Origin of the sequence: Pseudomonas sp. Lb2C2 (genome assembly GCF_052112205.1) — a bacterium.
GTDB classification, from domain to species: domain Bacteria; phylum Pseudomonadota; class Gammaproteobacteria; order Pseudomonadales; family Pseudomonadaceae; genus Aquipseudomonas; species Aquipseudomonas kilonensis.
Window position 1 is genome coordinate 367,030 of record NZ_JAUTYW010000005.1, and the last position, 14,659, is coordinate 381,688.

Below are 14,659 nucleotides of genomic sequence, written 5' to 3' on the forward strand. Positions count from 1 at the left end.
ACAGAGGTATCAACCAGGCTGGTTATTCCATAGCCCGATCTCAGGCCGATGCCGGCAACGAATGAAAACTGAAATACTGCTGCAACGCGCTGACCAGTTGCCCGTACTCCGGCGGCGCCCACTGCAGGCTGAAACCGGCGTCGAAATGCTGCGGCGTCACGTCTTCGCGGCACCACAGGCAATTGGCTCTGAGCACAATGTTCTGCTGTGGTCCCTCATCGGCAGGGATTTTCAGGTGCAGGTCAAAGTCCGCGCCGACCATCAACGGTAAATGGCTGATCAGCATCAGGCCATCTGCAGAAACGTTGCCCAGGAAACCGATGGGCTTGCCGTTGACGCCATTAAACACTCTCAGGAAACACGGCAGCTGCTGCCGCTCGATTCGCCGTTTTTTGTACATGTCCTGTATCGCTTTTTGAACGACCCCGAATCGGGGCAACCTAATACTTCGGAACGAGCATACGTCGGCTCGCTCTCCCCGATCCCGGTGCCAGACGCTCACAAACGTCTTGGCCTTACTGCTGCCGGTCACAGGTGCCGCTTGAAGTTAGAGATTTAGCTCTAGTGACGATTTGTACAAATATAGCTCATGGTCGTGTAACAGCCAGTCCTTGCGCACACCTTTCATAAACAAAAAACGCCAGGCGCTTGTGGCCGGGGATCGTCCCGGCCAATGGCTTGGTGAGCCTGTCAGGACGCCGTCGGGCGGATCGCCGACGCGCTGCGGGCCGGGTAATGGCCCAGGCTCTGCAGGGTTTCGAGCCGGGCGCGGGCGCGGAAGGCGTATTCGCTGTTAGGGTATTGGGTGATGATGAACTGGTAGGTCTGCGCCGCATCGATAAACAGCTTCTGCCGTTCCAGGCACTGGCCGCGCAGCATCGAGACTTCCGGCTGCATATAGCGACGGGCACGGCTGGCGCGGTCGACCTGGGACAGCTCGAGCATGACCTGCTCGCAATTGCCGCGGTCATAGGCCTTGTAGGCCAGGTTCATGTGGTGGTTCATCGACCAACGGGTGCAGCCCGTGACGCTCAGGGCCAGGGCAACAAAAAGCACGAATCGCATGGGAGGTTCTCCTGTCTTGAGCTCTGTATCGACCTGGGCCAGAAAATCTTCAGCCCGAAAACGCTCGCCATGGTGAACACCTGTGGCGAGGGAGCTTGCTCCCGCTCGGTTGCGTAGCGACCGCAAAATCCTGGGGCCGCTGCGCAGCCCAGCGGGAGCAAGCTCCCTCGCCACAAGAGCGATGTTCGGCTTTAGTAGTTAAAGGCGCAAAAATTTTCAGGAATGTTCATTTCGAAAAACAAACGAAAAAGTAGTGCATATGAACAATGACTACACCCAAAGAGCATAGTAGCCTTCGCTGGCGCTTGAACTTGAGGAGTCTTGCATGTCCGTCCGTCGCACCAAAATCGTCGCTACCCTTGGCCCGGCCAGTAATTCGCCGGAAGTTCTCGAACAGCTGATTCTGGCTGGCCTGGACGTTGCCCGCCTGAATTTCTCCCACGGCACCCCCGACGAGCACAAGGCTCGTGCCAAGCTGGTGCGCGACCTCGCCGCCAAGCACGGCCGCTTCGTTGCCCTGCTGGGTGACCTGCAAGGCCCGAAGATCCGTATCGCCAAATTCGCCAACAAGCGCATCGAGCTGAAGATCGGTGACGCCTTCACCTTCTCCACCAGCCATCCACTGACCGAAGGCAACCAGCAAGTGGTCGGTATCGACTACCCGGACCTGGTCAAGGACTGCGGCGTGGGCGACGAGCTGCTGCTCGACGACGGTCGCGTGGTAATGCGCGTCGAGACCGCCACCGCCACTGAACTGCACTGCGTCGTGACCATCGGCGGCCCGCTGTCGGACCACAAAGGCATCAACCGTCGCGGCGGTGGCCTGACCGCTCCGGCCCTGACCGAAAAAGACAAGGCCGACATCAAGCTCGCTGCGGAAATGGAAGTCGACTACCTGGCCGTGTCCTTCCCGCGTGACGCCGCCGACATGGAATACGCCCGTCAACTGCGCGACGAAGCCGGCGGTACTGCCTGGCTGGTGGCCAAGATCGAACGCGCCGAAGCCGTGGCCGACGACGAAACCCTCGATGGCCTGATCAAGGCGTCCGACGCCGTGATGGTGGCCCGTGGCGACCTCGGCGTGGAAATCGGCGATGCCGAGCTGGTGGGCATCCAGAAGAAGATCATTCTGCACGCACGCCGCCACAACAAAGCGGTGATCGTCGCGACCCAGATGATGGAGTCGATGATCCAGAACCCGATGCCGACCCGCGCCGAAGTGTCCGACGTAGCCAACGCCGTACTGGACTACACCGACGCCGTGATGCTCTCGGCCGAAAGCGCCGCCGGCCTCTACCCGCTCGAAGCGGTGCAGGCCATGGCACGCATCTGCATCGGCGCTGAAAAGCACCCGACCAGCAAGACTTCCAGCCACCGCATCGGCAAGACCTTCGAGCGTTGCGACGAGAGCATCGCCCTGGCGACGATGTACACCGCCAACCACTTCCCGGGCGTGAAGGCGATCATCGCCCTGACCGAAAGTGGCTACACGCCGCTGATCATGTCGCGCATCCGCTCCTCGGTGCCGATCTACGCGTTCTCCCCGCACCGCGAAACCCAGGCGCGCGCGTCCATGTTCCGTGGCGTCTACACCGTGCCGTTCGACCCGGCCGCCCTGCAACCGGGCGAAGTCAGCCAGGCGGCGGTGGATGAACTGGTCAAGCGCGGCGTGGTGCAGACTGGTGACTGGGTCATCCTGACCAAGGGCGACAGCTACCACACCATCGGCGGCACCAACGGGATGAAAATCCTGCATGTTGGCGACCCGATGGTCTGAGTGACCGAGCGCTGAAAAACAAAAGCCCTGCCATGTGAATGGCGGGGCTTTTTGGTTTTTGCCTGCAAGAAATGTGGCACTTGGACTGGCCCCATCGCGAGCAAGCTTTGCTCCCACAGTTCGGCCGGCGTACACATCTCACCTGTGGGAGCAAAGCTTGCTCGCGATGACGCCGGGCCAGGCGCTGCAAAACCCAATGCCTGTTGATAAACCCCGACAACGCGGCTACCTGCGCCCTCTTCCTCAATCACCTTGCGCAACTGTTCCCAGTCTGGAAATCAGCGCTCAACCACGGGGAAGGAAGACGTCGGCCAGCACTTGATTACGCGGCAAACCCGCCAGGTACAAGCGCTTGGCAAAGGCCTCGACCCGGTCGGGATGGCCGCAGAGCAAGGCCTGGGTTTGCCGGGAAACAATCCGCAGTTGCGCCAAGGCAGACGGCGCCTCGGCCGCGGTCAGCAGCTCCACGCTGAGGTTTTGATGCTTGGCCGCCAGCGCCGCCAGGGGTTTGGCCAGGTAATGCCCGGCGGCATCATGGGCCACGTGAATAAGGTGAATCGCACCTAGGTGATGCTGGCGCAACGCTTCGCGCAGCAAGCCAAACAACGGCGCCAGGCCAGTGCCGGCAGCGAGCAGCCACAACGGCCTGTCGCGCCAGTCGGGGTCGTAATGCAGGGCACCGCCGCGCAGTTCGCCCAGGCGGATCGGGTCACCGGCCTTCATCTGCCGAGCCGCCTCAATGAATTGGCCGGGCTCGCGGCAATCGAGGTGGAACTCCAGAAATCGGTCTTCCTCGGGCAGGCTCGCCAGGGAATACGGCCGGGCTACGTCGCCGGCCCACAGCACCAGATGCTGCCCGGCCCGATACCGCAGCGGCCGCTCGGGGGTGACGCGCAGGCGCAGCACCTCGCCACCGAGCCAGTCCACCGCTGCCACGTGAGCGGCCTGGCCGTCGCGTTGCGGGTCGAAGGTGTGGATCTGCACATCCTCGACTACCTGGCATTGGCAGGCCAGCCGCCAGCCCTGGTCGCGTTGCACCGGGTTCAAGGCATCGGGACGACTGTCGCGTACATCGCCGCCCACGCACTGCACCAGGCAGGCGTGGCAACTGCCGGCACGACAACTGTAGGGCACGGCCACGCCGGCACCGTTCAACGCGTCCAGCAGGTTACTGCCCGCCGCCACCGTCCATTGCCGACCGGCGACTGTCAGTTCAGGCATCGACGTTCTCCCAAGCGGCGGCGCACCGATTGCGGCCGTCTCGCTTGGCACGGTACAGGGCCTGGTCGGCACGCTGCAACGCGTTGTCCAGGTCATCGCCCATGTCCAGCATTGTCATGCCCGCCGACAAGCTGAGGGCGCCGACCTGCAGGCCGATCAGCTCGACTTCGGTGAACGCCAGCCGCAACCGCTCGCAACAGGCCGTCAGGCGCGACGGATCGCAGGCAGGCAGCAGCATGACGAACTCTTCACCGCCATAGCGGGCCAGCACATCGCCTTCACGCAGGCACGCCGTGGCGACCGCGGCAAATGCCTGCAGCACCTGGTCGCCGGCAGCGTGGCCGTGCAGGTCGTTGATGCGCTTGAAATGGTCGAGGTCGATCAGCGCCAGGCCATGGGCGATGCCGGGCCTGAGGGTGTTGAGTTCGCGCGAAGCAAGGCGCAGGAAGTGCCGGCGATTGAACAGCCCGGTCAGCTCATCGGTGGCCACCAGGTCTTCGAGCTGGCGCATCATCCCGCGCAAGGTGTCCTGGTGCGCCTGCAGGGCAAACCGCCGCTGGCGCATGCGCTGGCGTGAGATCTGGACGTAGCGGGCGTAAAACACCAGCCACACCAGCACGAGAAACAGCACGGCCACCTGCAACCCGGCCAAGGTGGGGTCGGGAAGCCTGAAGAAATAACCGTCCCAAAGGGTAATCGCGGTGAAGCTGATGAACACCAGCGTCGCGCAGCGCACGAAGGCCCGGCGTGACAGGTGGAACAGCCCGAACAGCAGGATCAATACATAAAACACCAGGAACACGCCCCGAGCCTGGTCCAGGTGCGCCATCATCCAGGTCTGCCAGCCCAGGCCGATCAACACCTGCACTTCGGTCAGGCTGGGGTCGGCGAAACGCAGGTTGCGGTCGGTGATAAACAGCGCGAACAGCCCGGCCTGGCACAGCACCACCAACACGCTGCCGATGATGACACCGCGCAACGAGTCGAGGTAATGACCACTGAAAAATGCCAGCCACAACAAAACCAGTGCCAGCGCGTACGTCGCGGCCGCCAAAGCGAAGCGTTTCAGCAAAAGACGTTGAATGGCGTTATGGGTCAATCGTTGACTCACCATGGGAAAGGAAACTGACAGGAGGCGTCCTACGCTACAGGCCAGACGCCACTTTAGTGGCGTGTAGGACAAATGACCATTCAATTCTGGAGCAGAAAAATGGCGTCAAAGCAATGGCCTAGATTGACGCAGTGGTTCGAGGCCTGACACATAGCCTGCACATCGCCCTGTTGGGCTGTGGGAGAAAGGTTTCTGTGGGAGCAAGGCTTGCCCGCGATGAAGACAACGCGGTCTCCCGGGGAATCGAGGCGCCTGCATCGCGGGCAAGCCTTGCTCCCACAGAAAGCTTTGCTCCCACAGTCTTGCTCCCACAGCCTTGCTCTCACAGCTCGCTCCCACAGGGGGCCGGCCTGCGATATACTGCCGCGCCTTTTTAGCGTCGCGCCAGCATGCCCGGCGTGCCTTATAGAGGTGCCGCCCGTCGACCGATGCACCCAAGCGGCCGGCACCTTATTGAATGTTCCCGTCTTTAGAGAGGAGCGCGACTCATGACCGTGATCAAGCAAGATGACCTGATACAGAGCGTTGCCGACGCTTTGCAGTTCATTTCCTACTACCACCCCGTGGATTTCATCCAGGCGATGCACGAGGCCTACCTGCGCGAAGAATCTCCGGCGGCCCGTGACTCCATGGCGCAGATCCTGATCAACTCGCGCATGTGCGCCACCGGCCATCGGCCGATCTGCCAGGACACCGGCATCGTGACCGTGTTCGTGCGCGTGGGCATGGACGTGCGCTGGGATGGCGCGACCATGAGCCTGGACGACATGATCAACGAGGGCGTGCGTCGCGCCTACAACCTGCCGGAAAACGTCCTGCGTGCCTCCATCCTCGCCGACCCGGCAGGCGCACGCAAAAACACCAAGGACAACACCCCGGCGGTCATCCACTACTCCATCGTCCCGGGCAACACCGTGGAAGTGGACGTGGCGGCCAAGGGCGGCGGCTCCGAGAACAAGTCGAAGATGGCCATGCTCAACCCGTCCGACTCCATCGTTGACTGGGTGCTGAAAACCGTTCCGACCATGGGTGCCGGCTGGTGCCCACCGGGCATGCTCGGCATCGGCATCGGCGGCACCGCCGAGAAAGCCGCGGTCATGGCCAAGGAAGTGTTGATGGAGTCCATCGACATCCACGAGCTCAAGGCGCGCGGCCCGCAGAACCGTATCGAAGAGATGCGCCTGGAGCTGTTCGAGAAGGTCAACCAACTGGGCATCGGCGCCCAGGGCCTGGGTGGCCTGACCACCGTGCTCGACGTGAAGATCATGGACTACCCGACCCACGCCGCCTCCCTGCCGGTGTGCATGATCCCCAACTGCGCCGCCACCCGTCACGCCCACTTCGTGCTCGACGGCACTGGCCCGGCGTCGCTGGAAGCGCCACCGTTGGACGCCTACCCGGAAATCGTCTGGGAAGCCGGCCCGTCGGCCCGTCGCGTCAACCTCGACACCCTGACCCCGGAAGACGTGCAGAGCTGGAAACCGGGCGAAACCGTGCTGCTCAACGGCAAGATGCTCACCGGCCGCGATGCCGCGCACAAGCGCATGGTCGAGATGCTGAACAAGGGTGAAACCTTGCCAGTGGACCTCAAGGGCCGCTTCATCTACTACGTCGGCCCGGTCGACCCGGTAGGCGACGAAGTCGTCGGCCCAGCCGGTCCGACCACCGCCACGCGGATGGACAAGTTCACCCGCCAGATCCTCGAGCAGACCGGCCTGTTGGGCATGATCGGCAAATCCGAGCGCGGCCCGACCGCCATCGAAGCGATCAAGGACAACAAGGCTGTCTACCTGATGGCCGTCGGCGGTGCCGCTTACCTGGTGGCCCAGGCGATCAAGAAATCCAAGGTCCTGGCGTTCGCCGAACTGGGGATGGAAGCGATCTACGAGTTCGAGGTCAAGGACATGCCAGTGACCGTTGCGGTCGATAGCAAAGGCGAGTCGGTACACATCACCGGTCCCGCCATCTGGCAGAAGAAGATCAGTGACAGCCTGGCGGTCGAAGTGCAGTAACAGGCATTTTGGCGCGGTGAAAAAGGCCGGTGGGGCGACAAGTCCACCGGCCTTTTTTTGTGGGTTACCAAACCCTGTCCTCACAAGGTTTATACCCAGCATTCAGGCAAACTGAACCACCGCCATCGCGAGCAAGCTCGCTCCCACAGGGGATATGTGGTGGATTGAGGTATTGTGGTCGCCTGAGACCCAGTGTGGGAGCGAGCTTGCTCGCGATGGCGGTGGTACAGGCCCCAAGACGTTCCAACATGCTATCGTGCCCGCCCGACTTTCCACTGGTTTACGCCAGCATGCTGCCGACTCCCCGTACCTTGCGTCTGTCGTTGTATACCTTGCTGATCCTCACCGGCGCAGCCGTTGCCGCCACCCTCGCCGTGCGCCATGCCGAACGTGCGGCCCTGGAGGAAGACGCCAGCCGGGCCAACCAGCAACTGGCGCTGTACGCCACTTCGCTGCACACCCTGATCGAACGCTACCGCGCCCTGCCTGCCGTGCTGGCGCTGGACCCGGAATTGCGCTCGGCCCTCAAGGGGCCGGTCAGCGCGGCGCAGCAGGACGCGTTGAACCGCAAGCTGGAACAGATCAACGGCGCCGCCCAGTCATCCACCCTGGAACTGCTCGACCACACCGGCCTGGCCGTCGCGGCCAGCAACTGGCGCCTGCCCAGCAGCTATGTCGGGCACAACTATGGCTTTCGTCCGTATTTCCTCCAGACCCGCACCCAGGGCACCGGGCGTTTTTATGCGGTAGGCGTGACCAGCGGCATCCCGGGGTACTTCCTCTCCAGCGCCGTGACGGGCGACAACGGCGAGTTCCTCGGCGCGATGGTGGTAAAGCTGGAATTTCCAGAGTTGGAGCGCGAATGGCGCCAGGGCAACGACACTCTGTTGGTCAGCGACGCCCGGGGCATCATCTTCATCGCCAACCGCCCGGGCTGGCGTTATCGACACTTGCAGCCGCTGAGCGACAGCGACCGCGCCGAGCTCAAGGCCACCCGTCAATACGACAAACAACCGTTGCAACCGCTGGCCTATGAGCCCGTGCGGCGCTTTGACGACAATAGCCATCTGGCCCGGGTCGAGACCCCCGATGGCTCAGCGCACTACCTGTGGGAATCCTTGCCACTGACCGCCGAAGGCTGGACGCTGCACTTGCTGCGCCGTCCGCAGATCGCCTTCGAAGACCGTCGCAATGCCGGGCTCGCCGCCGCCGGGTTATGGCTGACGCTGGTGTTCCTGCTGCTGTTTCTCAACCAGCGCTGGCGCCTGGCAAAATTGCGCCAGCGCAGCCGCGAAGAGCTTGAACGGTTGGTCGAAGAACGTACCCGGGATCTGCGCACGGCCCAGGACGGGTTGGTGCAATCGGCCAAGCTGGCGGCACTGGGGCAGATGTCGGCGGCCCTGGCCCATGAAATCAACCAGCCCTTGACCGCCCAGCGCATGCAATTGGCGACCCTGCGTTTGCTGCTCGATCACGGTCGGGTCGATGACGCCTACAAGGCCCTCAAGCCGGTGGACGACATGCTGACCCGCATGGCCGCCCTCACCGGCCACCTGAAGACGTTTGCCCGCAAAAGCCCCAGCGGCCTGCGCGAACGCCTCGACCTCGCGGCGGTGGTCGACCAGGCGCTGCAATTGCTGGACACGCGCCTGCGCGACGAACAGGTCAGTACCGTGCTGCACCTGACTCGACCGGCCTGGGTGCGCGGCGATGCGATCCGCCTCGAACAGGTGTTGATCAACCTGCTGCGCAACGCCCTCGACGCCATGGTCGACCAACCCATCAAGCGCCTGGAAGTGCGCCTGGAGGCCGATGAGCAATTGTGGCGCCTGACCGTCAGTGACAGCGGCACCGGCATCGCCGAGGAACACCTGGCCCAGGTGTTCGATCCATTCTTCACCACCAAGGCAGTGGGCGATGGCCTGGGCCTGGGGTTGGCGGTTTCGTTCGCAATCATCCATGAATCCGGTGGACGGCTGACGGCGGACAACCACGAGCACGGCGCGGTATTCTGCGTGACCTTGCCCATTGATCAGGAGGCGCAACTGCATGCTTGATTCAGTCATGGTCGTGGATGACGAAGGCAGCATTCGCAGTGCCGTCGAGCAGTGGTTGAGCCTGTCGGGGTTCCAGGTGCAGCTGTTCAGCCGCGCCGACGAATGCCTGGCCCGGTTGCCGGAGCATTTCCCCGGGGTGATCCTCAGCGACGTACGCATGCCTGGCCTCAGCGGCCTGGAACTGTTGGCCGAAGTGCGCCGCCGCGATCCCGACCTGCCGGTGATTCTGTTGACCGGCCACGGCGACGTGCCGATGGCCGTGGAGGCCATGCGCGACGGTGCCTACGACTTCCTGGAAAAACCCTTCAGCCCCGAAGCCCTGCTCGGCAGCCTGCGCCGGGCCCTGGACAAGCGCACCCTGGTCCTGGAAAACCGTCGCCTGCATGAACAGGCCGACGCCCGGGCTCGCCTCGATGGCACGCTGCTGGGGGTTTCCCGTGCGTTGCAAAACCTGCGGCGCCAAGTGCTGGACCTGGCGGCACTGCCGGTCAACGTGTTGATCCGCGGCGAAACCGGCAGCGGCAAGGAACTGGTCGCCCGTTGCCTGCACGACTTCGGCCCGCGGGCGAGCAAGCCTTTCGTCGCGTTGAACTGCGCGGCCATTCCCGAACCGCTGTTCGAGGCGGAGCTGTTCGGCCATGAAAGCGGCGCCTTCACCGGCGCCCAAGGCAAGCGCATCGGCAAGCTCGAATACGCCGATGGCGGCACACTGTTTCTCGACGAAATCGAGAGCATGCCCCTGGCCCAGCAGGTCAAGTTGTTGCGGGTGTTGCAGGAACAGAAGCTCGAACGCCTGGGCTCCAACCAGAGCATCCGGGTGGACCTGCGCATCATCGCCGCCACCAAGCCCGACCTGCTGGACGAAGCCCGGGCCGGGCGTTTTCGCGAAGACCTGGCCTATCGCCTGAACATCGCCGAGCTGCGCCTGCCGCCGCTGCGAGAACGGCGCGAGGACATTCCCCTGCTGTTCGAACACTTCACCCACAGCGCGGCCGAACGCCTGGGCCGCTCCGCTGCGCCCCTGAGCGGCCCGCAATTGAGCCATCTGCTCAGCCACGACTGGCCGGGCAACGTGCGGGAACTGGCCAATGTCGCCGAACGCCAGGTGTTGGGGCTCGATCAACTGCCCGTCCTGGAGACGGAGCCGGGCCAGTCCCTCGCGGCCCAACAGGAAGCCTTCGAAGCCCAATGCCTGCGCGCCGCCCTGACTCGGCACAAAGGTGATGTGAAAGCCGTGCTCGAAGAACTGCAACTGCCGCGCCGCACCTTCAATGAAAAGATGCAGCGGCATGGGTTGAGTCGGGAGATGTTTTTGTAGGGCCCGCTGAATTTGCTGTGCCTGTACCGGCCTCATCGCGAGCAAGCTCGCTCCCACAGGGGCATGTGTAAGCCGGACGAAATGTGGGAGCGAGCTTGCTCGCGATGGGGCCAGTACAGACAACAACTCTCCCTCTGCATAAGCGGATTCCCGCCCACACCCCCAGCCACAATGAGCGGATTCCCGCTCACGCAACACCATAAACCCCTCTAAACCGGCCTTCTGCCACCTGGCACAGCTCCTGCTATAGCCCTGTCAGGCTGCGTCCACACGCGCTCCACAAAAACAATTAAACGAAGGATCCTTCAATGGACAACTCCAACGCCCTGCCCATTGGGTCGGCTGCCGTGCCCGCCCGTGAAAGAACCACCGCCAGCCGGATCAAATCGATCTTCAGCGGCTCGGTCGGCAACATGGTCGAGTGGTATGACTGGTACGTCTACGCCGCGTTCTCGTTGTACTTCGCCAAAGTCTTCTTCCCCAAGGGCGACACCACCGCCCAATTGCTCAACACCGCCGCGATCTTCGCCGTAGGCTTCCTGATGCGCCCGATCGGCGGGTGGTTGATGGGTCTGTACGCCGACCGTGCCGGTCGCAAACGTGCGTTGATGGCGTCGGTGTACCTGATGTGCTTCGGCTCGCTGATCATCGCCCTGAGCCCGAGCTACGAAACCATCGGCGTCGGCGCACCGATCCTGCTGGTGTTTGCCCGCTTGCTCCAAGGCCTGTCGGTGGGTGGCGAGTACGGTACCTCGGCCACCTACCTGAGCGAGATGGCGACCAAGGAACGTCGCGGCTTCTTCTCCAGCTTCCAGTACGTGACCCTGATCTCCGGCCAGCTCATCGCCCTGGGCGTGTTGATCGTGCTGCAACAGACCCTCACCACCGAAGAACTGTATGCCTGGGGCTGGCGCATCCCGTTCGCCATCGGCGCGCTGTGTGCGGTCGTGGCGCTATACCTGCGACGCGGCATGGAAGAAACCGAGTCGTTCACCAAGAAGGAAAAAGCCAAGGAAAGCGCGATGCGCACCTTGATGCGCCATCCAAAAGAGCTGATGACTGTGGTCGGCCTGACCATGGGCGGTACCCTGGCGTTCTACACCTACACCACCTACATGCAGAAATACCTGGTGAACACCGTCGGCATGAGCATCTCCGACTCCACCACCATTTCCGCCGCTACGCTGTTCCTGTTCATGTGCCTGCAACCGGTGATCGGCGGGCTGTCGGACAAGATTGGCCGCCGGCCGATCCTGATTGCCTTCGGCATCCTCGGCACGCTGTTCACCGTGCCGATCCTCACCACCTTGCACACCATCCAGACCTGGTGGGGCGCGTTCTTCCTGATCATGGCCGCGCTGATCATCGTCAGCGGCTACACCTCGATCAACGCCGTGGTGAAAGCCGAGCTGTTCCCCACCGAAATCCGCGCCCTGGGCGTCGGCCTGCCCTACGCGCTGACCGTGTCGATCTTCGGCGGCACCGCTGAATACATCGCCCTGTGGTTCAAGAGCATCGGCATGGAAACCGGCTACTACTGGTACGTGACGGCGTGCATCGCCGTGTCGCTGCTGGTGTACATCACCATGAAAGACACCCGCAAGCACTCGCGGATCGTCACCGACTGACATTCCAGTCGGACAAACAAAAGGGGCGAACCTGAACAGGTTCGCCCCTTTTTTCGCTCCTGTCTAAAGATTTATCCGAGATTAATCTCTGGTTAATGCCCGTCTTCCATCCTCACGCTCAACAGAACGCCATTTGATACGCCGGTAATGGGCCTCATTGACCGTTCTGTGGCAACCGATAACCAATCGATTTAATAGATGTTTTTAAGCATTTTTTTGCGCTTTTTAATCAAATTAACGAGCGTAATATGAATTCCACACCCAGGCACTCACGCCAAAACATTCTGGAGCACGACCATGAAAACCAAACTGATCATCGCCCTGACCCTGTCCGTACTGGCCGCCAACACCTTCGCTGCCGACGGTTTCGACCGCACCAGCTCTGCCATCGCCGCCGACGGTTATGACCGTACTAGCGCTGCCACTGTTGCGGCTGATGGCTTCGACCGCACTAACGGCGCCACCGTTGCTGAAGATGGTTTCGATCGCACTGGCGGCGCCACCGTCGCTGAAGATGGCTTCGACCGCACTGGCGGCGCTACTGTCGCTGAAGATGGCTTCGACCGCACTGGCGGCGCTACCGTTGCTGAAGATGGTTTCGATCGCACTGGCGGCGCTACCGTCGCTGAAGATGGCTTCGACCGCACTGGCGGCGCCACCGTCGCTGAAGATGGCTTCGATCGCACTAACACTGCTGCCATCAGCTAATCCGATAACGACACCCTCACAGCCCGGCTTCGGCCGGGCTTAGTTATTTATGGCGCAAGTGGAACCAACACGGCTATGGCAGCGGAACACGATTTGTCTGATTCTAGAAATCCAGTGTGGGAGCGAGCTTGCTCGCGATAGCGGAGTTTCAGTCAATAACGATACTGGCTGATCCATCGCTATCGCGAGCAAGCTCGCTCCCACAGGGTTCCATGAGTGCTGACAAAAACAGTGAGGCCCTGCACTATCCTCAAATCCCTCGAAACTCAACCGCAGGACCTTCTTCAGCCATGCCCGATGACATCCATTTCTACGAACCCGCCAACGGCCACGGCCTGCCCCATGACCCGTTCAACGCCATTGTTGGCCCACGGCCCATCGGCTGGATTTCGTCCCAGGATGCCGAAGGCCGCCTGAACCTGGCGCCCTACAGTTTCTTCAATGCGTTCAACTACATCCCGCCGATCATTGGGTTCTCCAGCGTCGGGCGCAAAGACAGCCTGAACAACATCGAACAGACCGGCGAATTCGCCTGGAACCTGGCCACGCGCCCGCTGGCCGAGCAGATGAACCAGAGCTGCGCGATGGTCGCGCCAGAGGTCAATGAGTTCGAACTGGCGGGTTTGACGACCGCCCCGTCACGCGTGATCCAAGTGCCGCGCGTCGCCGAAAGCCCGGTGTCCTTCGAATGCAAGGTCACGCAGATCATTCAATTGCAACGGGCGGACAAAGGACTGGTGCCGAGCTGGCTGATCCTCGGCGAAGTGGTCGCCGTGCATATCGCCCAGTGGCTGTTGAAGGATGGGGTATACGACACCGCCGCCGCCGAGCCGATCTTGCGCGGTGGCGGGCCGGCGGATTATTTCCAGTTGGGGCCTGAGGCGTTGTTCAAGATGCATCGTCCAAAGTAGGAGCAGCGCGATCCCCTGTGGCGAGGGAGCTTGCTCCCGCTTGGGTGCGAAGCACCCACAAAAAAAGGGGCCGCTTCGCAGCCCAGCGGGAGCAAGCTCCCTCGCCACAAAAGCACTCACATCAATGCTGATTACCAGACCAACCCGCCCTCGTCGTCGACACCCTTGAGGTGGGTCAGCTGCAGGGCTGCCGCTTCATCGGCTTTGACAGCAGTGTCGAAGGTCTGCTCTTCAAGGATCTTGTTGAAGCGCGGCGCACCTGAGCCGCCTATGGCCTTGGTGGCAATGGCGGCATGGTAGCCGCCGCCTTCCTTGGGAACGACTGCGGAAACAGCTTCAAAGGTTTCAAAGGCTTTACGTGCCATGTCTTGTGCATCCTGGCGGTGGAAAATGACGCTCATTAAACCTTCAACCAACCAGTTTGTGTACCTGCGCCCGGCACCCTTCGGTCGCCTGGGCGGCGGAAACTTCCCGGAAGGTGTGGAAATCCAGACTGCTCACCACCAGGTCCTGCACCAGCTCGGCGAAAATCGCCATGGCCGGTGAATTGAAGTAGGCGTCCATCGACGGCTGATTGACCCACAGCCCGGACACCAGCCACAAATCAGCGTCGCATTGCGATTGCTGCAAGGCAAAATGCAAGCAACCGGGAGCCTGGCGCGAGGGCGCGATCAGCGTACTCAGGCGCGCCCCCAGTTGCCTGGAGCAACCGGCACGGGCCCGGACGAAAGCCATGTGGCTGACGGGGATCTGTGTAGTCATGTTCAACCCTCCCAGGTAATCCGTTGTGCAGCCGGGGACAGGCTGCGACAGGATCAAAGGTTAAGCGCCACGACGCCAGCTTCGTTAGT

13 protein-coding genes are annotated in these 14,659 nt (G+C 62.2%); 7 read left to right on the forward strand and 6 right to left on the reverse strand.

Annotation, left to right across the window (positions count from 1 at the left end):
• Positions 1-40: 40 nt before the first annotated feature.
• A complete protein-coding gene (locus Q7F16_RS17125) occupies positions 41-400 on the reverse strand; it encodes a PilZ domain-containing protein (protein WP_409556098.1) in 360 nt (119 codons plus the stop codon).
• A gap of 290 nt (positions 401-690) precedes the next feature.
• The gene (locus tag Q7F16_RS17130; protein WP_079303549.1) at positions 691-1,065 is read right to left on the reverse strand and encodes a tetratricopeptide repeat protein; all 375 of its coding nucleotides are present in this window, start codon (positions 1,063-1,065) and stop codon (positions 691-693) included.
• Positions 1,066-1,390: 325 nt separating this feature from the next.
• Between Q7F16_RS17130 and pyk the strand changes: the two genes are divergently transcribed.
• Positions 1,391-2,842, forward strand: coding sequence for a pyruvate kinase (gene pyk / locus Q7F16_RS17135; RefSeq protein ID WP_018605630.1), 1,452 nt, complete (start codon positions 1,391-1,393; stop codon positions 2,840-2,842).
• 285 nt (positions 2,843-3,127) lie between these two features.
• Here the strand turns inward: pyk and Q7F16_RS17140 are convergent, their stop codons facing one another.
• Both Q7F16_RS17140 and Q7F16_RS17145 read right to left on the reverse strand, forming a co-directional pair.
• A complete protein-coding gene (locus Q7F16_RS17140) occupies positions 3,128-4,063 on the reverse strand; it encodes an iron-sulfur-binding ferredoxin reductase (RefSeq protein WP_409556099.1) in 936 nt (311 codons plus the stop codon).
• On the reverse strand, positions 4,056-5,162 hold the full coding sequence (locus Q7F16_RS17145) for a GGDEF domain-containing protein (RefSeq protein ID WP_046062689.1): 1,107 nt from the start codon (positions 5,160-5,162) through the stop codon (positions 4,056-4,058). The genes Q7F16_RS17140 and Q7F16_RS17145 overlap by 8 nt, the downstream gene beginning before the upstream one ends.
• Positions 5,163-5,662: 500 nt before the next feature.
• Here Q7F16_RS17145 and Q7F16_RS17150 point away from each other — a divergent pair, with 500 nt between their 5' ends.
• From Q7F16_RS17150 to Q7F16_RS17175, 6 genes are all read left to right on the forward strand, one after another.
• The gene (locus tag Q7F16_RS17150; RefSeq protein ID WP_014339954.1) at positions 5,663-7,186 is read left to right on the forward strand and encodes a fumarate hydratase; all 1,524 of its coding nucleotides are present in this window, start codon (positions 5,663-5,665) and stop codon (positions 7,184-7,186) included.
• A 290-nt stretch (positions 7,187-7,476) separates the two neighbouring features.
• Positions 7,477-9,243 (forward strand): sensor histidine kinase, encoded by a 1,767-nt coding sequence (locus Q7F16_RS17155; protein ID WP_409556100.1) that lies wholly within the window; start codon positions 7,477-7,479, stop codon positions 9,241-9,243.
• Positions 9,236-10,561, forward strand: a complete 1,326-nt coding sequence (locus Q7F16_RS17160) for a sigma-54-dependent transcriptional regulator (protein WP_014339956.1) — start codon at positions 9,236-9,238, stop codon at positions 10,559-10,561. Before Q7F16_RS17155 ends, Q7F16_RS17160 begins: the two co-directional genes overlap by 8 nt.
• 308 nt (positions 10,562-10,869) lie before the next feature.
• Entirely contained in the window at positions 10,870-12,189 is a 1,320-nt protein-coding gene (locus Q7F16_RS17165; RefSeq protein WP_079303553.1) for an MFS transporter, read from the forward strand.
• A 297-nt stretch (positions 12,190-12,486) separates the two neighbouring features.
• Positions 12,487-12,897 carry a hypothetical protein gene (locus Q7F16_RS17170; protein WP_057452574.1) on the forward strand — a complete coding sequence of 137 codons (411 nt, stop codon included), beginning with the start codon at positions 12,487-12,489 and terminating at the stop codon, positions 12,895-12,897.
• A 290-nt stretch (positions 12,898-13,187) separates the two neighbouring features.
• The gene (locus Q7F16_RS17175; RefSeq protein ID WP_079303554.1) at positions 13,188-13,808 is read left to right on the forward strand and encodes a flavin reductase family protein; all 621 of its coding nucleotides are present in this window, start codon (positions 13,188-13,190) and stop codon (positions 13,806-13,808) included.
• Positions 13,809-13,939: 131 nt separating this feature from the next.
• On the opposite strand, the gene Q7F16_RS17180 is transcribed toward Q7F16_RS17175, so the two are convergent.
• Positions 13,940-14,173 carry a hypothetical protein gene (locus Q7F16_RS17180; protein WP_046062691.1) on the reverse strand — a complete coding sequence of 78 codons (234 nt, stop codon included), beginning with the start codon at positions 14,171-14,173 and terminating at the stop codon, positions 13,940-13,942.
• A gap of 43 nt (positions 14,174-14,216) precedes the next feature.
• Positions 14,217-14,570: a putative quinol monooxygenase gene (locus Q7F16_RS17185; protein WP_046062656.1), complete on the reverse strand. Its 354-nt coding sequence runs from the start codon at positions 14,568-14,570 to the stop codon at positions 14,217-14,219.
• Positions 14,571-14,659 lie beyond the last annotated feature (89 nt).

Coding starts and splice junctions, on each gene's coding strand:
- Q7F16_RS17125 (WP_409556098.1), bottom strand. CDS start 400: ATGTACAAAAAACGGCGAATCGAGCGGCAGCAGCTGCCGTGTTTCCTG.
- Q7F16_RS17130 (WP_079303549.1), bottom strand. CDS start 1,065: ATGCGATTCGTGCTTTTTGTTGCCCTGGCCCTGAGCGTCACGGGCTGC.
- pyk (WP_018605630.1), top strand. CDS start 1,391: ATGTCCGTCCGTCGCACCAAAATCGTCGCTACCCTTGGCCCGGCCAGT.
- Q7F16_RS17140 (WP_409556099.1), bottom strand. CDS start 4,063: ATGCCTGAACTGACAGTCGCCGGTCGGCAATGGACGGTGGCGGCGGGC.
- Q7F16_RS17150 (WP_014339954.1), top strand. CDS start 5,663: ATGACCGTGATCAAGCAAGATGACCTGATACAGAGCGTTGCCGACGCT.
- Q7F16_RS17155 (WP_409556100.1), top strand. CDS start 7,477: ATGCTGCCGACTCCCCGTACCTTGCGTCTGTCGTTGTATACCTTGCTG.
- Q7F16_RS17160 (WP_014339956.1), top strand. CDS start 9,236: ATGCTTGATTCAGTCATGGTCGTGGATGACGAAGGCAGCATTCGCAGT.
- Q7F16_RS17165 (WP_079303553.1), top strand. CDS start 10,870: ATGGACAACTCCAACGCCCTGCCCATTGGGTCGGCTGCCGTGCCCGCC.
- Q7F16_RS17170 (WP_057452574.1), top strand. CDS start 12,487: ATGAAAACCAAACTGATCATCGCCCTGACCCTGTCCGTACTGGCCGCC.
- Q7F16_RS17175 (WP_079303554.1), top strand. CDS start 13,188: ATGCCCGATGACATCCATTTCTACGAACCCGCCAACGGCCACGGCCTG.
- Q7F16_RS17180 (WP_046062691.1), bottom strand. CDS start 14,173: ATGGCACGTAAAGCCTTTGAAACCTTTGAAGCTGTTTCCGCAGTCGTT.
- Q7F16_RS17185 (WP_046062656.1), bottom strand. CDS start 14,570: ATGACTACACAGATCCCCGTCAGCCACATGGCTTTCGTCCGGGCCCGT.